14 protein-coding genes are annotated in these 22719 nt (G+C 34.9%); 12 read left to right on the top strand and 2 right to left on the bottom strand.

What is annotated here, in order from left to right; translation table 11 throughout:
- Positions 1-108: 108 nt before the first annotated feature.
- The 8 genes from AC4FQ3_RS15695 (at position 109) to AC4FQ3_RS15660 (ending at position 17065) form a co-directional block, all read left to right on the top strand.
- The gene (locus AC4FQ3_RS15695; protein ID WP_491182444.1) at positions 109-2871 is read left to right on the top strand and encodes a glycoside hydrolase family 78 protein; all 2763 of its coding nucleotides are present in this window, start codon (positions 109-111) and stop codon (positions 2869-2871) included.
- A 125-nt stretch (positions 2872-2996) separates the two neighbouring features.
- Complete coding sequence (locus AC4FQ3_RS15690; protein WP_491182443.1) at positions 2997-4142, top strand: sialidase family protein; 1146 nt, start codon at positions 2997-2999, stop codon at positions 4140-4142.
- A gap of 125 nt (positions 4143-4267) precedes the next feature.
- The gene (locus tag AC4FQ3_RS15685; protein WP_491182442.1) at positions 4268-5161 is read left to right on the top strand and encodes a sugar phosphate isomerase/epimerase family protein; all 894 of its coding nucleotides are present in this window, start codon (positions 4268-4270) and stop codon (positions 5159-5161) included.
- A 178-nt stretch (positions 5162-5339) separates the two neighbouring features.
- Complete coding sequence (locus AC4FQ3_RS15680; RefSeq protein ID WP_491182441.1) at positions 5340-8060, top strand: alpha-d-galacturonidase; 2721 nt, start codon at positions 5340-5342, stop codon at positions 8058-8060.
- A 308-nt stretch (positions 8061-8368) separates the two neighbouring features.
- Complete coding sequence (locus AC4FQ3_RS15675) at positions 8369-11902, top strand: malectin domain-containing carbohydrate-binding protein (RefSeq protein WP_491182440.1); 3534 nt, start codon at positions 8369-8371, stop codon at positions 11900-11902.
- 304 nt (positions 11903-12206) lie between these two features.
- Complete coding sequence (locus AC4FQ3_RS15670) at positions 12207-14633, top strand: glycoside hydrolase family 2 TIM barrel-domain containing protein (protein ID WP_491182439.1); 2427 nt, start codon at positions 12207-12209, stop codon at positions 14631-14633.
- A 507-nt stretch (positions 14634-15140) separates the two neighbouring features.
- Complete coding sequence (locus AC4FQ3_RS15665; RefSeq protein ID WP_491182438.1) at positions 15141-16364, top strand: DUF4272 domain-containing protein; 1224 nt, start codon at positions 15141-15143, stop codon at positions 16362-16364.
- Between the two features lie 35 nt (positions 16365-16399).
- Positions 16400-17065, top strand: a complete 666-nt coding sequence (locus AC4FQ3_RS15660; protein WP_491182437.1) for a hypothetical protein — start codon at positions 16400-16402, stop codon at positions 17063-17065.
- Positions 17066-17103: 38 nt separating this feature from the next.
- On the opposite strand, the gene AC4FQ3_RS15655 is transcribed toward AC4FQ3_RS15660, so the two are convergent.
- Positions 17104-18366 carry an MFS transporter gene (locus AC4FQ3_RS15655; RefSeq protein ID WP_491182436.1) on the bottom strand — a complete coding sequence of 421 codons (1263 nt, stop codon included), beginning with the start codon at positions 18364-18366 and terminating at the stop codon, positions 17104-17106.
- Between the two features lie 270 nt (positions 18367-18636).
- On the opposite strand from AC4FQ3_RS15655, the gene AC4FQ3_RS15650 reads away from it, so the two are divergent.
- The 4 genes from AC4FQ3_RS15650 to AC4FQ3_RS15635 are packed head-to-tail and all read left to right on the top strand — an operon-like array spanning position 18637 to position 21016.
- Positions 18637-19443: an SDR family oxidoreductase gene (locus AC4FQ3_RS15650; protein WP_073395585.1), complete on the top strand. Its 807-nt coding sequence runs from the start codon at positions 18637-18639 to the stop codon at positions 19441-19443.
- A 12-nt stretch (positions 19444-19455) separates the two neighbouring features.
- On the top strand, positions 19456-19794 hold the full coding sequence (locus AC4FQ3_RS15645; RefSeq protein WP_491182435.1) for a hypothetical protein: 339 nt from the start codon (positions 19456-19458) through the stop codon (positions 19792-19794).
- Entirely contained in the window at positions 19778-20692 is a 915-nt protein-coding gene (locus AC4FQ3_RS15640) for a helix-turn-helix domain-containing protein (RefSeq protein ID WP_491182434.1), read from the top strand. Before AC4FQ3_RS15645 ends, AC4FQ3_RS15640 begins: the two co-directional genes overlap by 17 nt.
- A gap of 3 nt (positions 20693-20695) precedes the next feature.
- On the top strand, positions 20696-21016 hold the full coding sequence (locus AC4FQ3_RS15635; RefSeq protein ID WP_042565784.1) for a MazG-like protein: 321 nt from the start codon (positions 20696-20698) through the stop codon (positions 21014-21016).
- A gap of 228 nt (positions 21017-21244) precedes the next feature.
- Here the strand turns inward: AC4FQ3_RS15635 and AC4FQ3_RS15630 are convergent, their stop codons facing one another.
- A complete protein-coding gene (locus AC4FQ3_RS15630; RefSeq protein WP_491182433.1) occupies positions 21245-22699 on the bottom strand; it encodes a serine hydrolase domain-containing protein in 1455 nt (484 codons plus the stop codon).
- Positions 22700-22719 lie beyond the last annotated feature (20 nt).

Genomic DNA, 22719 nt, shown 5'->3' with positions numbered 1-22719 from the left:
TTGATGGAATTTCATAATTAGAGATCAAAAATAAATCAGTGCGAATCCGTTTAATCCGTCAAATCTGCGGGCAAAAAAGACTATCAGCATACCATTAAAACACAACACATGAAAAAGTTTTTTTTACATACAACATTCATCATCATAACATTGATTTCTTTTTCGGCGAAAGCCCAAAATAAAATCAGCGTTACCAATTTGCAATGCGAAATGCTGAACAATCCGGAAGGAATTGATGTTGTAAAACCAAGATTGAGCTGGCAAATAAATGCAGATGTAAATGATGTAAAACAAACAGCGTATCAAATTATTGTGGCTTCAACTTTAGAAAACTTAAATACTAATAAAGCCGATTTATGGGATAGCGGAAAAATTGAAAATGATGAATCTGTCAATATTATTTATAAAGGAAAAAAACTTGACGACAAACAAAATGCGTTTTGGAAAGTAACCGTCTGGACGAATAAAGGGGAAATTCAATCGAAAGAAAAGGCGAATTTTAGTATGGGAATTTTAAATTATGCCGACTGGAAATCAACACGCTGGATTGGTTATGAAAAAGCTTCTGCCGGAGATAGTATTTCTCAATATTCAAAATTGTCGGCGAGATATCTTCGAAAAGAAATCAACTTAAAAAAACAAATTAAAAATGCGAAGGTATATATAATGGGCATGGGTTTGTATGAATTGTACATTAACGGAAATAAAATTGGCGATCAGGTTTTGGCGCCGGTTCCTACGGATTATACAAAAAATGTAAAATACAATGTTTTTGATGTGACTTCGCAATTGAAAGAAGGAAAAAATATGTTGGGAACGATTTTAGGAAACGGACGTTTTTTTACCATGCGACAGGATTATAAACCGTATAAAATTAAAACTTTTGGTTATCCGAAAATGGCTTTGCAGCTTTTTGTTGAATATACGGATGGAACAAAAGAGGTAATAAGAACCGATGATACCTGGAAAGTTACCACAAACGGACCGATTTTATCGAACAACGAATATGACGGCGAAGAATACGACGCCAGAAAAGAAATGAAAAATTGGAACACCACCAATTTTGATGATAAAACTTGGTTAACAGCAGAATATGTTCAGGAACCGGGCGGTTTTTATGAAGCACAAATGACGCCGAATATGAAAATAATGGGCGAAGTAAAACCAATTTCAATCAAGCAAACGCCAAGAGGAACTTATATTTTAGATATGGGTCAAAATATGGTCGGCTGGCTGGAATTGAAAGTAAAAGGAAAAAGCGGCGACAAAATCACCTTGAAATTTGCTGAATCATTACAAGCCGATGGGTCTTTATATATCGACAATTTACGCGATGCCAGAACAACAGATGTTTATACTTTAAAAGGCGAAGGCGAAGAAATTTGGGAACCGACTTTTATATTTCACGGATTTCGTTTTGTAGAAGTTTCAGGATTTCCGACAAAACCAACTGTAGATAATTTTGTTGGAAAAGTAGTTTATGATGATATCAAAACAATCGGAACTTTTGAATCTTCGGATGCTGTGATGAACCAGATTTTCAAGAATGCTTATTGGGGAATTCGAGGAAATTACAAAGGAATGCCAATCGATTGTCCGCAACGAAATGAGCGTCAGCCATGGTTGGGCGACAGAACGACGGGAGCTTATGGCGAAAGTTTTTTATTCGATAACCAAACGTTGTATGCAAAATGGCTAGATGATATTAAAAATGCACAAACGGCAGATGGCGGAATTCCGGATGTTGCGCCGGCATTTTGGCGTTATTACGGTGATAATGTAACCTGGCCGGGAACGTATATTACAGTTGCAGATATGCTGTATCAGCAATTTGGAGATAAAAAAGTAATCGAAAAACATTATCCATCCATGAAAAAATGGATCGTTTATATGGAAGAAAATTATTTGGTTAAAGATTTAATGACCAAAGATAAATACGGAGACTGGTGCGTTCCGCCGGAATCTTTAGAATTAATTCACTCAAAAGATTCGACCAGAACAACGAATGGTGAATTAATTGCGAGTGCTTTCTATTATCATCTACTGCAAAAAATGAAAAAGTTTGCAACAATTAACGGGATAAATTCGGAAGATATTCAATATTACGATTCACTTTCTGAAAGAATAAAAACAGCTTTTAATGCGAAGTTTTTCGATTCAAAAACAAATAAATATGCAAATAATACGGTAACGGCAAACTTGCTTCCGTTGACTTTTGGAATGGTTCCTGAAAATCTTCAGTCAAAAGTATTTGACAATATTGTGCATGAAGTTGAGGTAACGTACAAAGGTCATATTAGTACGGGTGTTATCGGAACGCAGTTTTTAATGCGAACATTATCTCAATTCGGAAGACCGGATTTGAGTTACAAACTGGCTTCGAACAATACGTATCCGAGTTGGGGTTATATGGAGAAAAATGGCGCAACCACGATTTGGGAGTTATGGAACGGAAATACCGCAGATCCTAAAATGAATTCGCAAAACCATGTGATGCTTTTGGGCGATTTATTGATTTGGTATTATGAAAATATAGCAGGAATCAAGAGTAATCCTGAAACTCCGGGTTTCAAACAAATCATCATGAAACCTGATTTTGAAACCGGATTAACTTTCGTAAATGCATCTTATGAATCTATTTACGGATTGATTAAAAGTGACTGGAAAAAAGCTAAAAACAAACTCGACTGGAAAATAAATATTCCGGCAAATAGTTCGGCAATCGTTTATTTACCAACTTCGGATATTTCAGCTGTAATGGTTAATAATCAAAAATTAAACGCTGCTTTTTCATCTTCCTATAAAATTGAAAACAACAATTTGGTTCTCAATTTATCATCCGGTTCTTACGCTATCGTCGTAAAGCGTTAATTTTAGACAATTCGGGACAGTACAGGATACATCGTTAAATTTTTAGTGTTATTTTTACACTTAATAAATATTTTTGCCTAAAAAAATATTAGGAATGTATTTATAATCCAAAAATAAAATTAAGAATGAAGATCATAAAATTGACATTTGTCTTGTTTGGACTTTTCCTTTTAGGAAGTTGTAAATCGGTTTTAGAAAAAAAGACTTGGAAAGAAGGTATTTTGGTAGATGAATTTATTTACGATAAAGCGCCTTACCCGTCTTGCCATGCTGTAACAATTGTCGAAGCAACAAATGGAGATTTAGTTTCATCCTGGTTTGGAGGAACGCACGAAAGACATCCTGATGTTTGTATTTATGTAAGCATCAAACCTAAAGGAAGTGATAAATGGGGCGAAGGCGTTAAAGTTGCCGATGGTGTGATGAAAGAAGGCCCGAGATTACCAACATGGAATCCGGTTCTGTATCAAATTCCGGGTGGCGATTTAATGCTTTTCTACAAAATAGGACCAAAACCATCGGAATGGTGGGGCGTAATCAGAACTTCATCTGACGGAGGAAAAACCTGGTCTGAGGCTAAAAAAATGCCTGATGGATTTTTAGGACCAATCAAAAATAAACCGGTTTTATTAAGCAACGGAACATTATTATGTCCGTCAAGTATTGAAGGAGACGGTTGGAGACTTCGCATGGAATCTACTCCGGATTTCGGCAAAACATGGATAATGGGTGATACACTGCCAAGAGGAAAACAAAAAATCAACGCCATTCAGCCAAGTATATTATTCCACAAAGATGGCAGTATCCAAGCCATTGGAAGAACCAGAAACAGAGCTATTTTTAGCACATTTTCTAAGGATAACGGAAAAACATGGTCTGATGTAGAATTGATCGGATTGCCAAATAACAACTCAGGAACCGATGCCGTAACCCTTAAAAATGGAAAACATTTACTTGTTTACAATCACGTTTTACCTCCGGGAACAGAAGCAAAAGGACCAAGAACGCCTTTGAATGTTTCAATTTCTGATGATGGAATCAATTGGAAAGCCGCTTTGGTTTTAGAAGATTCAAAAATCAGTCAATATTCATATCCTTCTATGATTCAAAGTTCTGACGGAATGGTGCATATTGTTTACACTTGGAGAAGAGAAAAACTGAAATATGTAAAAGTTGATCCAAGTAAATTAAAAGCACTTCCTATTAAAAACGGAATTTGGCCAGGCGACGAAAACAAAGTCGTAACCGCTGTTAAGGCTGAAGAAGAATAAGATTTTTAAAATTTAACATTAAGATATTAAGTTGCATTAAGCTTAATTTTCTTAGATCATAAAGTAAGTTTATTAAGCAGCACACTTAACTTTCTTAATATCTTAATGGTAAAAAACTAATATTTATGAATTTAGCTTATTTTAAGAAAAGCAGTATTATCGTAATCTTAGCAGTTTTATCCTGCTCTTTCGATAGTTGCGCAACAGCTCAGTCATCAAACAAACAAAAATATAAAGTGGCGGTTTGTGACTGGATGATTTTAAAAAGACAAAAATTAGGTGCTTTTGGTTTAGCAAGCGAAATCAAAGCCGACGGAATAGAACTGGACATGGGCGGTTTAGGAAAAAGACCAACTTTTGACAGCAAATTGGGAGATCCCGTTGAAAGACAAAAGTTTCTCGATAAATCTAAAGAATTGCATGTGGGAATCAGTTCTATTGCCATGTCCGGATTCTATGCGCAGTCTTTTGCCAAAAGAGAAACCATCGAACCCATGATTAATGATTGTGTAAAAGCAATGAAAGACATGAAGGTAAAAGTGGCTTATCTTCCGTTAGGGACAGAAAGTGATTTGGTTAAAAATCCGGAATTACGTCCGATCGTTATTGAAAGATTAAAATGGGCAGGAAAACAAGTCGGTAAAATTGGCGGTGTAATCGCGATTGAAACTTCGCTAAATGCTACAGAAGAGAAAAAGCTTTTAGAAGAAATAGATTCAAAATACATTAAAAGTTCTTTCAATTTTGCCAATGCCGCAGACAACGGAAGAGATATTCCATCGGAATTAAAAATATTAGGCAAAAAACATTTGGCTCAAATTCATGCTTCGAATACAGATAAAGTCTGGCTTGAAAATGATACGATGATCAATATGCCGGAAATCAAAAAAACGCTGGACGAAATGAAATGGAGCGGCTGGCTAATTGTAGAGCGCTCTCGTGACGTAACACAAGTGCATAACGTAAAAGCCAATTACGGTGCAAATGTGGCGTATTTGAAAAAGATTTTTCAGAATTAATAAGCTTGTAAAAGTGCTGATTACGTAAAAGTTAAACATTACAAGTTCACACTTTTAATCTGCGTTTATCTGCTTAAATCTGCCCGATCTGCGTGCCATTATTTCACGCAGATTTACACAGATTTAAGCAGATTTGGCAGATTTAATTTATCTAGCAAAGAATAAAAATTACAATACAATGAAATATTTTACTTTACTTTTTTTAACGATTTACACCACTTTCGCAACAGCGCAAAACATTACTATTGTTAGTGATTCAAAATCGCCAAGAGTGCAGTTTGGAGTTGAGAAATTATCCGAAACTTTATCTCAAAAAGGCTTCAAAGTAATTGCTGAAGATAAAATAAATAAAAAAGATAAAGTAATTGTTATTGGTGAAAAAGGAACTGATTTTTGGAAACAAAACAGTGCCAAAATTGACGATAGCAAACTGACTAAAAAGGAAGGCTTTCAAATTCGCACTCAAAAAAATATCATTTATATTGAAGGAACAGATGCTTCTGGAGCTTTATATGGAGCATTAGAAGTAGCAGACCGTATTAAAGATTCAGGAAAACTTCCAACAGAAATTAATATTGACGACAGTCCGGAAATGGTTTTAAGAGGCGCTTGTATCGGAATGCAGAAACCTGTTTACCTTCCGGGACGTGATGTTTACGAGTATCCGTATACGCCTGAAACTTTTCCTTGGTTTTATGATAAAAAACTATGGGTAAAGTATTTGGATATGCTGGTCGAGAACAGAATGAACTCGTTGTATTTATGGAACGGACATCCTTTTGCGTCTTTAGTAAAATTAAAAGAATATCCTTTTGCTGTAGAAGTTAGCGACGAAGATTTTAAAAAGAACGAAGAAATCTATAAATTCCTAACCGAAGAAGCCAACAAAAGAGGCATCTGGGTAATTCAAATGTTTTATAATATTATTGTTTCTAAGCCTTTTGCAGAGCATTACAACATTAAGACGCAAGATCGTTCAAGACCAATTACGCCGTTACTTTCAGATTATACCAGAAAATCTATTGCCGCTTTTATCGAAAAATATCCAAATGTGGGATTATTAGTTTGTCTGGGAGAAGCTATAAACACAATTGATGACGATGTAGAATGGTTTACCAAAACCATTATTCCAGGTGTTCAGGACGGACTAAAAGCATTGGGAAGAACAGACGAACCGCCAATTATTTTGCGTTCGCATGATACAGATGGACCTTTGGTAATGGAAAAATCACTTCCGTTATACAAAAATCTATATACAGAAAGTAAGTATACCGGAGAGTCTTTAACGACTTACACACCAGGCGGACCTTGGGGAGAAACGCACAAACAGTTAAGTGCTTTAAAATCGATTCATATTGAGAATGTTCATATTCTGGCAAATTTGGAACCATTTAGATACGGTTCGCCGGACTTTATCCAGAAAACGGTAAAAGCCATGCACAGCGTTCACGGCGCAAATGCACTGCATTTATATCCGCAGGCTTCGTATTGGGATTGGCCGTATTCTGCAGATAAAACAAAAACAGGCGAAAGATTACTGGAAATGGATCGTGACTGGATTTGGTACAAAGCATGGGCAAGATATGCGTGGGACAGTAAAAGAGACAGAAAAGAAGAAGTTCAATTTTGGGATAAAGATCTGGCTGCGAAATACGGAACCGATTTAGAAGCTGCAAACAACATTCAAAAAGCATACGACGAATCTGGAGAAATTGCGCCAAAAACATTAAGACGTTTCGGAATCACAGAAGGAAACCGTCAGACTTTATTATTAGGAATGTTTGAAAGCCAGTTGGTAAATCCGGCGAAATGGCGCGTTTATCCTGGTTTCCATGAATCATGCGGACCAGCAGGAGAATTACTTTTAGAATATTCTAAAAAAGAATGGAACAAACAACCGCATTCGGGCGAACTTCCAACTCAGATTATTACCGAAATTACCGAACACGGAAGATTAGCCGTTGAAGCAATTGATAAAGCAGAAAAAAGCGTAACCAAAGACAAAGAAGAATTTCTACGTCTTAAAAACGATATGCATGCTTACAAAGCCTTCGCCGATTTCTTTTCAGAAAAAGTAAAAGCCGCCTTATTGGTGTTGAGATACAGTTATTCAAATGATATTTCAGATCTGGATAAAGCGCTTCCTCATTTGGAAAAAAGCATCGAATATTACGAAACATTAGTAAATTTAACGAAAGATAGTTATCTATATGCCAACAGCATGCAAACCGCTCAACGTAGAATTCCAATTGGGGGCGATGACGGAAACAACAAAACATGGGCAGAATTATTACCGCATTACGAACGTGAATTGGTTAATTTTAAAAGAAATTTAGAGTTGCTAAAATCATCAAAAGATGGTAAAATTGCAACCAAAGAAGGAAAGCCGTGGCAAACTGCAGAAGTAACTTTACTAAGTGAAAACAAAGGAACGTATGCTGTAAAAAACGGTACAAAAGTGTACGGGACGCCAATTTCTGAATTGACGAAAATAGCTCCTGAATTACAAAACCTGAAAGGAATTGCATTTGAGGAAACAGCACAAAATGAGAAAGGAACACATCTGAAATTTAAAAATACAAAACCTGTAAAATTAGTTGTTGGGTATTTCAATTCAGATCAAAAGCGATTTTTGTTTCCGCCAAGTTTAGAAACAGATGCAGCCGGAAACGCTTATGGTCAGGCCGAAGTGATTTTAGCAAGCGCCATGAATTTAAAAGAATTACCTCGTGTAAACATTCATACCTACACGTTTCAGCCGGGTGAAAATGAATTGAATTTAGCAAAAGGAAGAGTGTTGATTTTAGGTTTTATCGACGCTAACCAAACCATAACGCCGCGCGATGTGGGTTATATTGATGCCGGAGAAAAAGGTGCGATTGACTGGTTGTTTTATTAAGTATAAGTATAAGGGGTTTAATTTGGGCGTGCCCCTCCGGGTCGGGCTTTCGGCTATATCTTTTATTCCGCTAAAGCTTCATAAAAGGATACCGCCTCAATCCCTCACGCGAACTCGTAGTTAATTTAGACCTGACAGTCCCGATGCCTCGGGATAAAACCTGTCAGGTCTAATTGAAGAAGTAAAATAGCAAACAAACGAGAAGTACACTTTCCTACAAGGTTTTCAAAACCTTGTAGGTATTCAAAGTCAACGTTATAAAAATTAATCCTACGAGGTTTTGGAAACCTCGCAGGGTCAAAAAAAGCATGAAGAAAACATTTTTTTTTATTTATTTTTTTTTAGTTTTTTGCTCTGCTCAGAGCCAGGTGAAACATGCATCAGCGGAATTACGTAGAGAAATTTCGCTGAATTCATCTTGGGAAACTATAATCTTAAATAATCCCGTTCAGCAAGACGAAAGCTTTGTGAACAATCCCAAAATTGATTCGCAATGGCAAAACGTAAATGTGCCGCATAACTGGGATCAATATTACGGTTACCGCCGAATGAAACACGGCAATTTGCACGGAACTGCGTGGTATTGTAAAACTTTTAAAGCGGACAAAAAAGACAAAGGCAAACGCCTTTTTTTGTATTTTGAAGGAGTTGGTTCATACGCTACAGTTTGGGTAAATGGGAAAAAAGTTGGCGCACACAAAGGAGGAAGAACCACTTTTACAATCGATATTACAAACGCCGTTTCTTTTGATGGGGAGAATAAAATAATGGTCAAAGCAGATCATCCGTCGTTTATTGCAGATCTTCCGTGGGTTTGCGGTGGCTGTTCCGGCGAATGGGGATTTTCTGAAGGATCTCAGCCGCTTGGTATTTTCAGACCGGTTTCGTTAATTGTTACAGATGAGGTTCGTATCGAGCCTTTTGGCGTTCATATCTGGAATGACAAATCAATTTCTAAAGAAAAAGCGATTCTGCATACCACAACAGAAATCAAAAATTACGGAAAGTCAAATCGGAACTTAACGATCGAAAATATACTTTTTGATGCTACCGGAAAGCAAGTTGCCATAAGTAAAAGTGACATCAGAAATATTGCAGGAGAAACAAAAGAAATAACACACACACTTCCGGAAATTATAAATCCGAAATTGTGGTCTCCGTCAAGTCCTTATTTATACGAGTTGGTGACTTCCATTTTCGAAAATGGAAAGAAAATTGACCAATTAAAAACGCCATACGGAATTCGTTGGGTAAGTTGGCCAGTTAGCCGTGATGGAAAAGATAATCGTTTTTATATTAATGACGAACCTTTGTTTGTAAACGGAATTTGTGAATACGAACACATGATTGGAAACAGTCATTCGTTTTCAGATGAACAAATTCACGCCAGAATCGAGCAGATAAAAGCCGCAGGATTTAATGCTTTTAGAGAAGCGCATCAGCCACATAATTTACTTTATCAAAAAGAATTAGACGAAAACGGAATCCTTTTTTGGAGTCAGTTTTCGGCACATATTTGGTATGATACGCCAGAATTTAAAGAGAATTTTAAAACCTTGTTACGCGAATGGATTAAAGAACGCAGAAACAACCCGTCTGTCGTGATGTGGGGTTTACAGAATGAAAGCACGATTCCGAAGGAATTTGCAGAAGAATGCACGAAAATCATTCGCGAAATGGATCCGTTGTCTGCTTCTCAAAGAATCGTAACAACTTGCAACGGCGGCGAAGGAACAGATTGGAATGTGGTGCAAAATTGGTCAGGAACCTATGGCGGTGATCCTCTAAAATACCATCTCGAAATGAGCACACAACTTTTAAACGGAGAATACGGTGCATGGCGAACAGCAGATTTACATACCGAAGGAGAATTTGATCAAAAAGGAATTTTGAGCGAAAACAGATTTTCCCAATTAATGGAAATCAAAGTCCGCGAAGCCGAATCGGTTAAAGATAAAATAGCAGGACAATTTAACTGGCTTTTTGCTTCGCACGAAAATCCGGGGCGTTCTCAAAACGGCGAAGGATTTCGAGATATTGATAAAGTTGGACCCATCAATTACAAAGGACTTTTTACGGTTTGGGGCGAACCTCTGGACGCGTATTATATGTACCGCGCCAATTATGTTTCGAACAAAACAAACCCGATGGTTTATATTGTTTCGCATTCCTGGCCAAGTCGTTGGGATTCTGCAGGAATTAAAAACGGAATCGATATTTACTCCAATTGCGATGAGGTTGAATTGTTTAATGATGTTGATAAATCATCTTTAGGAAAACTAAAAAATCCTGGAGTGGGACAACATTTTCAATTTAATAATGTCAATATTCAATACAATGTTTTGTACGCCGTGGGTTATGTAAACGGAAAAGCGGTTGCCAAAGATTATGTGGTTTTGAACACGCTTCCAAAAGCACCAAATTTAAACGCATTATACACCGATCAGACTGATATTACGAAATCTAAAAAAGGATACAACTATATATATAGAGTGAATTGTGGAGGTTCTCAATTTACAGATTCAGCTGGAAATACATGGTTTACTGATACACACAAAAACGGACAATATACTTGGGGATCTTTGTCATGGACAGATAAATTTGAGAAATTACCCGATTTTTATGCGAGCCAAAGAACTACTTTCGATCCAATTTCGGGTACAAAAGATTCTGAATTATTTCAAAGTTTCAGATACGGAGTTGATAAATTAAGTTATGAATTTCCTGTTGGAGATGGCGAATATTTGGTTGAGTTGTATTTTACAGAACCTTGGTACGGAACCGGCGGCGGTTTAAATTGCAAAGGATGGCGTTTGTTTGATGTTGCTATAAACGAGAATGTTGTTCTAAAAGATTTTGATATTTGGGCAGAAGCCGGACATGATAAAGCATTGAAGAAAACCTTCTTGGTAAAAAGCAAAAACGGAAAAATCAGCATTAATTTCCCAAATGTAAAATCAGGACAAGCGATCATTTCTGCCATTGCAATCGGAACTAAAAAGAGATTTGAAAAACCGGCAGATACATCACCAAAAAATATTCAGAATCTGGTTTTAAGTTCTTATGATAAAACGATTAACAGAGTTGCGTCCTGGTTGGGTATAAATTCGAAACAAAATTCAGATTCAGATGTTGTTTTTACACAATTGCCTTCTGAAGTTTTTGGAGCAGATTATTTACAGTTTTCTTCTAAATCAAAAGTTTCGGGTTCGTTTACGGTTAAAGAAGATTCGGATGTTTATTTTTTGATTGACAATAAAATCAAAACACAATTTGGCTGGTTATCTGATTATAAAAAAACAGAAGAAATTGCCAAAAATAGTGCTAATGTTGAGTTTAGTATTTTTTCGAAAAAAGTAAAAAAAGGAGAAAAAGTAACATTTGATAATTCAGAAATTGTGAATTCTATTATTGTCGTTCCTATTTATGATATGGGCGAAAAAGACGATTCGCGTCAGACTTTAGTTCTCGAAGCAGAAAATGCCAAAACAACCGGAACCGATATTGTAAAAGGAAATTTTAAAAAAGCCGATTATATCGAGTTTACAAAAAAGACAAATAACAGCATTGAGTTTGAAGTAAAACCCGGAGTTGCCGGAATTTATTTAATGCGTTTTAAATTCATGAACAGAAACGAAACGCCATTAAAAGTAAAATTTAAAATGGAAGATGCGTACGGAATTATGATGCGAAATGATACAATCGAATTTTTTCCTTCGCCTGAAAAATGGAAGGTTTTGAATACGACATCAGGAGGATATATAAATGCGGGAACGTATAAAATTACGCTGGAAGGAGATGATTTGAAGGGGTTGATGTTGGATAATTTTGAATTTCAATAACGAGGTTTTGCCACGAAGGCACAAAGGCTCGAAGGTTTAATAAAGATTTTTATTGTAGAGACGCACAGCAGTGCGTCTACGTTCCAATTGTCCATACTGTTAGACGCACTGCTGTGTGTCTTTACGAAAACATTGTGACGTAAAATTTAAATAATGTAACCACAATCTTGTTATCCCGAGGAACGAGGGATCTCCACAAGTAACTCCGCAAAGGAATGTCGACAATTTTTGTAGAGTTTCTTGCGGAGATTCCTCCTCCGTCGGAATGACAAATAGGACGTAATTTGATTATAAAAATAAGTTTATGAACAAAAACATTTTAAAAAATACCGCAATAGCTTTAGCAATATTGCTTACCACCACATCTTTTGCCCAAGGAAAAAAAGCCAGAATTATCGAAGATTTCAATAAAAACTGGAATTTCAAATTAGGAGATCATCCAGATGCAATTCAGGCAAATTTTAGTACTGCCGATTGGAGAACTTTGCAGTTACCACACGATTGGAGTATTGAAGGTGCTTTTGACAAAGACAGTAAAACAAAACAAGCGCAAGGATTTTTACCGGCTGGAAAAGGCTGGTATCGTAAAACGTTTACCGTTCCTGCAAGCTTTAAAAGCAAAACTATTTCAGTAGAATTTGATGGTGTTTTTAAAAACAGCGAGGTATTCATTAACGGACATTCTTTAGGAATTCGTCCTAACGGCTATATTTCATTTTCTTATGATTTGTCAGCGTTTTTAAATTTTGGTCAGCCCAATATTATCGCTGTAAAAGTTGATAATGATGCACAGCCAAATTCAAGATGGTATACAGGATCTGGAATTTACAGAAACGTGCGTTTGGTTATCGCCGAAAAATTGCATGTTGCCGAATGGGGAACTTTTGTAACAACGCCGGAAATTTATAAAGAAAAAGCTTTGGTTCATTTAGAAGTTGAGGTTAAAAATGATTCGGATAGAGAAAAGGAATTTATATTGGTTTCTACCATTTTCGATAAAAATAATGATGACGTTGCCGAGGTACAAGCAACAGGAAAAATTGCAGCAAATTCATCTTCAAAAAAGATTCAGGATTTTACTTTAAAAAAGCCAAAACTATGGGATACGGAAAATCCATATTTGTATAAAATCATCACTAAAATTTATGAGAAAGGGGAATTGGCTGATAATTACGAAACACCGCTCGGAGTTCGTTTTTTTGATTTTGATACAGAAAAAGGCTTTTCATTAAACGGAAAACCAACGAAAATTTTAGGCGTTTGTTTACATCATGATAACGGAGCTTTGGGTGCGGTTGAAAACATTCATGCATTAAAAAGAAAACTAGTTTTAATGAAAGAAATGGGCGTAAATGCTATCAGAATGTCACATAATCCGCATTCGTTAGAAATGATGCAATTGTGCGATGAGATGGGTTTTATTGTTCAGGATGAGGCTTTTGATGTTTGGAAAAAGAAAAAAGTAACCAACGATTATCATAAAGACTGGGATGCGTGGCATAAAAAAGATTTAGAAGATTTTATTAAAAGAGACCGTAATCATCCATCGGTTATGATGTGGAGTATTGGTAACGAAATCAGGGAACAATTTGATAGTACGGGAATTGCGATTACCAAAGAATTGGCTAAAATCGTAAAATCGTTGGATATAACGCGTCCGGTAACTTCTGCTTTGACGGAGAATGTGATTGAGAAAAATTTTATTTATCAATCCGGTGCTTTAGATCTTTTGGGTTTTAATTACAAACACGAAGATTATAAAGATTTTCCAACTCGTTTTAAAGGGCAGAAAATCATTGCTTCGGAAAGTGTTTCGGCTTTGGAAACGCGTGGACATTATGATTTTCCTGCGGATGGAATTAAAGCCTGGCCTCCAAAACATGGCGCTCCTTTTGATGGAAATGCAGATTGGACGGTTTCGGCTTTCGATCAGGTAAAATCGTATTGGGGCGCAACGCACGAAGAGAATTGGAAAACGATCAAAAAACAAGATTTCATGGCGGGAACTTTTATCTGGACGGGTTTTGATTATATCGGAGAACCAGACCCATATCCGTATCCGGCAAGAAGTTCTTATTTCGGGATTGTAGATTTGGCCGGTTTCCCAAAAGATGTGTATTATATGTACCAAAGCGAATGGACAATAAAACCTGTTTTGCATATTTTTCCGCATTGGAATTGGGCAAAAGATCAGGAAGTTGATGTTTGGGCATACTACAATAATGCCGATGAAGTTGAATTATTCCTTAATGGAAAATCTCTCGGGAAAAAATCAAAACAAAACGACGATTTGCACATTTCATGGCGCGTAAAATTTGAACCTGGAACTCTAAAAGCTATTTCGAGAAAAAACGGAAAAGTGGTTTTAGAAAAAGAAATTCATACTGCGGGAGAAGCTTTTAAAATAGATTTATTAGCAGATAAAAAAGTCATTAAAAATGACGGTTACGATTTGGTTTACGTTACGGTTTCTATTACAGACAAGGACGGAAGTCTTTCACCAACTGCAAATGATTTAATCAATTTTGAAGTTTCTGGCGGAGGAAAATTGGTTGGGGTTGATAATGGTTATCAGGCCAATCTGGATTCTTTTAAAGCGAATTCGTGTAAATTGTTTAATGGAAAATGTATTGCGATTATTCAGTCGATTGGAAAGAGGGAAACAATAAAAATTAAAGCTTCGACTGAAAATGGGATTCCGGATGCTGTTCTTGAATTGAAAGTTGATTAAATAAAATCTTTAAATACTATAAAACTCCATTAACAATAATGGAGTTTTTTTTATCTGTAATAATTTATTTAGGTTGTCTGTTAAAAAGGGTAGTTCTACTGGCAATGTCATTAAGTTAAGCTTTAAAAAAAATAAAATTATTGCAAATCAAATCCGTTTTTATCCGCGTTTTTACGAAGTAAATCGGTTTTATCCGCGTCAAAATTAGACGCTGATTTTACTGATTCGCTAAAGCGAAAACGCTGATAAAAACGGATTTTTCTAATTACTTTCTTGATTAAATTGTTAGGTAATTTTATAGATTTACTCTTAACTTAATGACATTGCCCTTTAGGGATTATACCTTTTTACAATCCCCTTATTTTTTGAATTGTTAAACCGGCAACTTGAATTAATTACTAAAATTCAGGTTAATTAAGTTTTCGGTTTGTAATAAATAAATTTATATTAGCATAAGAAAACAAATTATATAAGCCTGAATTTTTAACTTCAAACAGAAATAATAAAATGATTTGTACCATTTATTCTCATAATGTTGGATTTGATACTATTAAAGAATTAATCCTGTCCAGCTTCCCAAAAGGTAATGTTGTTATTAGTACTCAGGATGAATTTGATATCATCAATCTTGAAATAAAAGGAGGAATTCTGGATTCTTCAAAAAAAGTAAAAATTGCTTATCGCGAAAGACTTAAACCTTCTTATCAAATTCCAGAAATCAATGATTCTGATTTAACAGCAAATTTAAAGGGACTTTATGGCTATGTAGATTCATTACCAACAGTAAATGAAAAAGTAAAAGATTTGTTTCTTCATAAAATACAAACCCTGAATTGCGAATTTTCGATTATTCAGGAAAAAGGTGAAGTAAAAGAGTTAAAAACAGCAATCGAAAATATAGCAAACGAACTGGATGCGGTTTTATTTGTTCAGCCTGATACGGCTATCAGTAAATCTAACGGGCAGCATTTTTTAGACAAGAATTTAAATCTGATCATTGACGGTGAAGGCAATTGTGAAATTGATGAACTAGATGTCAAAATCAATTCGGTTTATTTTGATGGAGATCAAAATGAACTGGAAGAAGATCAAAAAAACAGAAAAGAGAATAACGAAAAAATTCTGGAAGCAAAAGGCATAAAAATCAACAAAAATCTGCCTTGTATAGAATCTGAAGCGGAAACGACTATAAGAACACCAAAAGAAATTGCACAAAGAGTAAGTATTTTGGCCATGACAAATTTAGTGGCATTTAATAGTATTGATCCAGACGTTGCAATTGAATATTTGCAGAGTTATAATCTTTGGGATTTTGTTACAGAAAATGAAAAAGAGTTTCTGGCAGATCCAACAGATGACAAAAAAGCACAGGAAAGCTGGAAATGTGAAGGAATCTGGACTTTAATGTGGGCTTTGAAAAAGTTGGAGAATCTGGATTTTCCGGATGTGTTTTGCAATCTCGAAAATATAAGCCCCGAGGATTATCCCGTAGGTCCGGACAAAGATCCAAATGATTTTATAGATGCCATAGTTTCGACAAGATCTAAAAGTGAAATTTTAGATGCTGATGATTTGTATTACAGATACAATTGGGCTTGTGTTGACGAAAGAATTAACGGCAGAGAAATCGAAGGCATAAATCCGGGAATTGTTTATGAAAGACAATATGCCTTAAATTGGCTTATAAATTATATGGGGCAGGATTGGGATTCTATTAGTTGTGATACCTAAAATGCAAAACGCAATATTCACTTAAAAATTAAATAATGACAAAGAATATTATCATAATTGTTTTATGCAGTATTGTTCTTTCCTTCACCATTAATGAGTTTGGATATTTGTTTATGTCTATTCCTTCGTTCATTGTATTGGCTTATAATTTGTGTGATCTAATTTTAAAAATTATAAACAAAAATCATCAGCCTAAGCGAGAACTCAACAAAAATTTTCAGTCTATTTTTTTAATTGGTTTGATTCCGGTTTTTTTATCTTTCAAGGATTTTGAAGATACAATTGGAGGTTATAATTTGTTTTGGAAACTTGTTTTTTTGAGTTTGATTTTCACTGTTTTGTTTACAGTAATTCTAAGCAGGTATTTTAATTTTAATAATGATTTTCGATTTTATAATGTATTAGCTATTTGCATTTGCTTTTTTTTATTTATTCCCAATCTTGGGATACTGATTAATACACATATTTCTAATGAAACCGAAAGGGAAGAAATCATTATTATCAATTACAAAACAGAAACCAAAAAGACTAAAGGCGGCTACAGCTATTTTCTTTTCATCAAAACTCAATACGATAGTAATGAACGTTTAGATGTAAAAAAAGAATTGTATAATGCTATTAAAGATGATAATGAAATAGTTTTGACTTTGAGAAAAGGAATATTGGGTTATGATTACATTAGAGAATTTGATGTGAAGTAAAACCATACCTAATATAAAATAACAAATAACACCAACCCTTAAAACTCATTTCCCTCGGTCATATCTATAGTTTTTGGATTTATGGTAGCTAGTTGTAAAACGATGGCAGTAACAACTACAAATAATAGAAGTACAAAAACGTGTCTCATTCCTCCATTATCAGCGGCTTTTCCTAAAAATTCGGTGATAACAGCCCCGGCCGAAATACCAACAAAATTCATAATTCCGTATCCGGTAGCCCTGTAGCGAGGCGCAACAAACTGACAAAGAATAGGCATATTGTTGGTGTCGTATATTCCAAATCCAATTCCAAAAAGGATAGCACCAAAAATAATAGCTTCTATGTCACAGCAGTAGCCAAATAAAAACAATGCCGGAATGGTAAGAAACAATCCAATAGCGCTGGTGTAAATTCTTCCTTTAAGATGTTTCATCACCCATTTATCTGAAATGGCACCACCAATTAAAACGCCAAAAAAGGAAGACATCGAAATGGTTACGGTTGCAATTGGTCCCGCTATAGACATGTCTAAATGTAAAGTTTCAGTAAATAAGGTGGGTAACCAGTTTTTGGCCGCCCAACCCGGTAAACTAGGAGCAGAGAAATAAAAGAGTAAAACCCAAAAGGAGATATTACCGAATAATATTCCCAATCCTTTGAACATTTGCCTGAATTCATAACTGACGGATGACTTTTTTGTAGGATCAAAAAAGTAAGTTTTCTTTTCCTGTAGAAAAAATATAAGTACTAAACTATAAAGTACACCTAGTAAACCTACGGAGTGAAAGCTGAAATGCCAGGAAAAATGCTTAGAAATAGTAGCTCCAAAACCACCCAGCGCCTGTCCTAAATAAATCCCCGTTGTATGAATTGCAATAGCAAAAGAGCGAGTTTTTTCCTGATGGTAATCTGCAATTAAGGATAATGCAGCCGGAATATAAAAAGCTTCACTAAAACCCATAATTCCGCGTAAAATATAAATTTGATTGAAAGTTGTGGCATACCCCATCGCCATTGTAACCCCGGACCAAATAAAAAGACTTCCTATGATTATTCTTTTTCGGTTAAATCGATCGGCTATAATTCCGGAAACAGGGCTCATTAGAGCATATATCCAAAGGAAAATAGCCATTAAGAGACCGAAATTTTCAGCTTTAGCCAATTCAGGAATGTCATCCATCATCGCTGATTTCATAGTAGAAAGCATTTGTCGGTCTAAATAATTCAGTAAAGCTACAAACCACAACAAGCCCACAACAATCCATGGATAGGATTTTTTTTCATTCAATTTTGCAATCATTTTCTTTTTTCAAAATAATGGCCGAATATACGAATTCAAACGCAACAGGAAATAATTGTTTTTCCATCTGTGCTGCATAAATTAAAAGTAAAGAAATTTAATTATTGTCTCATTCACAATAATCTATTCTGATACAGTAATACAAAAACTCCATTAGCAATAATGGAGTTTTTGTATGCTCGTCATTTTGGCTAATGCAAACTCCAAAATGGCTAATTCCAACCTTATACTTCGGCTGATCTTTGCATTATAATTTTAAAACAATTAAAAATGCAAAAGACAATTTTTATTACAGGAGCTTCATCAGGATTAGGAAAATCAACAGCAAAATTATTTCAAAGCAAAGGCTGGCAGGTAATTGCTACAATGCGTAATCCGGAAAAGGAAACGGAATTAAATCAATTAAAAAACGTAATTCTGCTTCCGCTTGATGTTTCAAATTCGGAACAAATAAAATCTACTATCAAAAATGTTACAGAGAAATATTCGGTCGATGTTGTCCTGAACAATGCCGGTTATGGTTTAATAGGCGCTTTAGAATCTTTGAATGAAGAACAAATCGAACGTCAAATCGAGACCAACTTATTAGGCGTTATTAAAGTTTCTAAGGCTTTTGTATCTCACTTTCGTGAAAAAAAAAGTGGAACGTTTATTAATATAACGTCGACTTTTGGATTAATGGGTTTTCCGACTTGCTCTATTTACAGCGCTACCAAATTTGCGGTTGATGGTTTCTCTGAAAGTTTGGCTTCTGAATTAGTGCAATTTGGAATTCAGGTAAAAGTAGTCGCACCGGGCGGAATGCAAACCGATTTTACGACAAGATCTATGGATGGTGGGCAACATGAAGCGTATGAAAAACTAACAGCTGAAGTAAGTAAAGGCTATAGTGAAGAGCAAATTAGCAATTATACAAAAGCCGAAGATGTTGCCCAAATTATTTACGAAGCAGCGACCGATAATAAAACTCAATTGCGATATGTTGCCGGAAACGACGCAAACGCTTTATACGATGAACGTTTGAAATTGGGTGCCGAAACTCAGGTGCAAAATATCAAAACAATGTTTACTTTTTAATTTCGAAATCAGATGAAAAATAAAGCGATAGAATTGACTACTTTTAAACTAAATGGTTTTAGAACACAACAATTTATTGACGCCAATGCAGAAATTGATGCATTTTTAAAACTTCAAAATGGATTTTGTTCCAGAACTATTTTCGAATTAAAAAAAGGTGTTGTTTACGATATGCTCGTTTGGGACAGCACCGAAGACGGCACAAATGCAATGCATAAATTAATGACAGAATTGAGCGATTCGGTCGTACATGATATGATCGATCAAAGTTCTGTAAGCTGGAATATTGCGCCAGTAGAACATTTTGTAAATTTGTACACAAGTATTTCTAAAAATGAAAAATCAGCCTAAAATATTCCAGTCCATATCAGAACTACATAAAGCGATGGGACAGCCAAAACCAATGCATCCGCTGATTAGTGTTTTGGATTATGGCAAAGCGATTTTTGACCCCAAGGATTTTGAACAGGGAATCATTTTAGATTTTTACAAGATATCTTTCAAGACAAATTTCTCCGGGAAATTACGATACGGACATGGATTTTATGATTTTGAAGAAGGCGGAATGTCGTTTGTTGCTCCCGGACAAATTTTGAAAATGCAGGAAGAAGAAGCGGATTATAGCGGAATGTCGCTGAATATTCACCCTGATTTTATTCGGCCTTATACTTTAAATGAAAACATTAAAAAGTATGGCTTTTTCTCGTATTCTGCTGCCGAGGCTTTGTATTTGTCAGAGAAAGAAAAGGAAACAATTCTGGCGGTTTTTGCTAATATTCAGGATGAACTAAATCAACGAATTGACAATTTTAGTCAGGATGTAATTATCTCGCAATTAGAATTGTTGCTTAATTACAGCAATCGGTTTTACAACAGACAGTTTATTACCCGAAAAGCGGTTAATAACGATGTGCTTTCGAAACTAGAAAACCTGCTCGAAGATTATTTTAATACCGAAAAACCGCTTGAAAATGGTTTGCCAACGGTACAATTTGTGGCAGATGAATTGCAATTGTCATCAAGATATTTGAGTGATTTACTACGAAGTGTTTCTGGACAAAATACACAGCAGTTTATTCATGATAAACTGATCGAAAAAGCAAAAGAATACATTGCAAAAGGAACTTTATCCATTTCTGAAATTGCTTATAAATTAGGATTTGAACATCCGCAATCGTTCAATAAATTATTCAAGAAAAAAACGAATGTAAGTCCGGTAGCTTTTCAGGAATTATTCAATAAAAATTAAATTATGGCATCAATAAATTTTGAACAATTAAAAGAACGTTCTTTAAAAATAAGAGCAAAATACCGAGAATTGGAACTTACACATCACGGTAGCGAATGGACGGTTGAAGAAGATGCATTGGCTTTTTTAACTGATGCAGGTTTAGTGGGGCGTCACGTAATGTCGCAGCAAGGAAGGTGGCCAAAAGCAAATACAGAAGAAGAATTAAAACATAAATTGGGAGAATCTATTTGGTGGCTTACCGTTTTGGCAGAAAGAATGAATATCAATATTGAAGAAGCAACTCAAGAGTTTTTAACCAAAACAGAAGAATTGTTTGAGTAATACGTTTGATTGATTTTCTTCGATTTACATAAACAAAACAAAAGACTCCATTAGTAATAATGGAGTCTTTTGTTTTTATGATAATTCCTGAAATTCAGCTTCAGTAAGTTCGTGTTTGTAGTAAACTTAGTACGTTTAAAAAACGTTGCGTTCTCCGTGGTAATTTTTTCTCACTCCACAGGTTTTAGAATTGATCCTAAAATTTGAATTAATAAATTTTTATAATACCTATTTTCTTGTTTTTATGATCTCTTCTAATTCTTTTATTTTTTTACTTACAGCTGTTTGGTAACTTTGATCAGGATTTAATTGTTTTGCTTTTGTATAATTTAGCAAAGCCTTTTCAAAATCCTTATTTATTTGGCAAGCCTCTCCTAAACTGTCAAAAGTATTAAAAGACCTGGGATGCTCTGTGGTGTTTAAAGTAAATACAAGTATGGCTTCCTGAATTTTTTTCTCGTTCAAAAGCATGTATCCAATAGCGTTTAAATGCTCTTCGAAATTTACATTTAAATATTTGGGATTATTTTTTAAAGTTGTAAAATCATTTTTAAAATTATCTGTATTGTTTTGAGCAGAATTAATTAAAGACTCAAAAGCCGAAACATTATAGTTTATAATATCATTATCAACCAAATGGGCAATTTGATCAACAATGTTTTCAACGTCAAAATTATTTCCTCCTAAGCCATTTGCTAAAAAAATGATACTTAAATTATCTTTAGGGAAATTTCTGTAAGCAGTAATTCTTCCACCGGAAAAGCCATAAGATAAATGACCATTAATGATGCGTTGATCCCAGCCAAAAGTAAATTTTTCGTTTGATTTGGAATAAGGAAAAGTTTCCCACATACTGGTTTTTGATTTCTCACTAATAAGTTTGTTGCTGTTTAATTTTTTGTCCCATATTAAAAAACTGTCCATTGTGATATTGATCCCATTGCAGCTATTAAGATAACTGCCATTATACGGAAAACCAATTTGCATTTTACCCGTTTCATAATTAAAATAGGGCGTGACTCTGTTTGATATAATGTCTCTAGAGTCTGTTGAGAAAAAGACAGTTTTGCCAGATATGTCATTAAACTGATTTTGTGTAATAAACGCTTCAATGTTTTGTTTGCTCACCGTTTCTATAACTTTTTGAAGAAGCCAAAAATTGGTCTGATTATACTCAAATTTTTCTCCTTTTTTAAACACTACATCATCGGCAAATACTTTTTCCTGAGCAGCATTCTCATCTAGTTTTTCATAGTTAACAATATCGGGAAGTCCGGAAGATTGTGTAAGCAAATTTTTAATTTGAATAGAATTCCATGCTGTTGGAAGGCCATGAATGTATTTTGAAACTGAATCTTCAAGAGATAACCGGCCTTGTTCTATAAGTTGAAAAGTTCCTGTCGCAATAATTAACTTTGTTAATGAATAGATTCTAAATATAGATTTATCAGAAACGGGTATGTTATTCTCAATATTTGCTACTCCGTAATTTTTTCTGTGAATTATCATTCCGTTTTTAATAACGGCAACCGAAATCCCTGGAATTACATACCTGTTTTGAATTTGAGATATATATTTATCAATGTCGCTATTTAATAAAACCTTTGTTTTTTTTTGCGCTACACCAGCACAAAATGAAAACATTATTAGCAACGACAGAAATAGTTTAATTAGTTTTAACATTAGAGTTTTTTTTAAATTAC

Source organism: Flavobacterium sp. AK-345 (assembly GCF_058310175.1).
This window is presented reverse-complemented; position numbering and strand designations above follow the sequence as displayed.

What these genes read in the sequence shown, in the direction of transcription:
- AC4FQ3_RS15645 (WP_491182435.1), top strand. Translation starts at nt 19,456, where the DNA reads ATGAAAAATAAAGCGATAGAATTGACTACTTTTAAACTAAATGGTTTT.
- AC4FQ3_RS15675 (WP_491182440.1), top strand. Translation starts at nt 8,369, where the DNA reads ATGAAGAAAACATTTTTTTTTATTTATTTTTTTTTAGTTTTTTGCTCT.
- AC4FQ3_RS15685 (WP_491182442.1), top strand. Translation starts at nt 4,268, where the DNA reads ATGAATTTAGCTTATTTTAAGAAAAGCAGTATTATCGTAATCTTAGCA.
- AC4FQ3_RS15650 (WP_073395585.1), top strand. Translation starts at nt 18,637, where the DNA reads ATGCAAAAGACAATTTTTATTACAGGAGCTTCATCAGGATTAGGAAAA.
- AC4FQ3_RS15670 (WP_491182439.1), top strand. Translation starts at nt 12,207, where the DNA reads ATGAACAAAAACATTTTAAAAAATACCGCAATAGCTTTAGCAATATTG.
- AC4FQ3_RS15690 (WP_491182443.1), top strand. Translation starts at nt 2,997, where the DNA reads ATGAAGATCATAAAATTGACATTTGTCTTGTTTGGACTTTTCCTTTTA.
- AC4FQ3_RS15695 (WP_491182444.1), top strand. Translation starts at nt 109, where the DNA reads ATGAAAAAGTTTTTTTTACATACAACATTCATCATCATAACATTGATT.
- AC4FQ3_RS15680 (WP_491182441.1), top strand. Translation starts at nt 5,340, where the DNA reads ATGAAATATTTTACTTTACTTTTTTTAACGATTTACACCACTTTCGCA.
- AC4FQ3_RS15660 (WP_491182437.1), top strand. Translation starts at nt 16,400, where the DNA reads ATGACAAAGAATATTATCATAATTGTTTTATGCAGTATTGTTCTTTCC.
- AC4FQ3_RS15630 (WP_491182433.1), bottom strand. Translation starts at nt 22,699, where the DNA reads ATGTTAAAACTAATTAAACTATTTCTGTCGTTGCTAATAATGTTTTCA.
- AC4FQ3_RS15665 (WP_491182438.1), top strand. Translation starts at nt 15,141, where the DNA reads ATGATTTGTACCATTTATTCTCATAATGTTGGATTTGATACTATTAAA.
- AC4FQ3_RS15655 (WP_491182436.1), bottom strand. Translation starts at nt 18,366, where the DNA reads ATGATTGCAAAATTGAATGAAAAAAAATCCTATCCATGGATTGTTGTG.
- AC4FQ3_RS15640 (WP_491182434.1), top strand. Translation starts at nt 19,778, where the DNA reads ATGAAAAATCAGCCTAAAATATTCCAGTCCATATCAGAACTACATAAA.
- AC4FQ3_RS15635 (WP_042565784.1), top strand. Translation starts at nt 20,696, where the DNA reads ATGGCATCAATAAATTTTGAACAATTAAAAGAACGTTCTTTAAAAATA.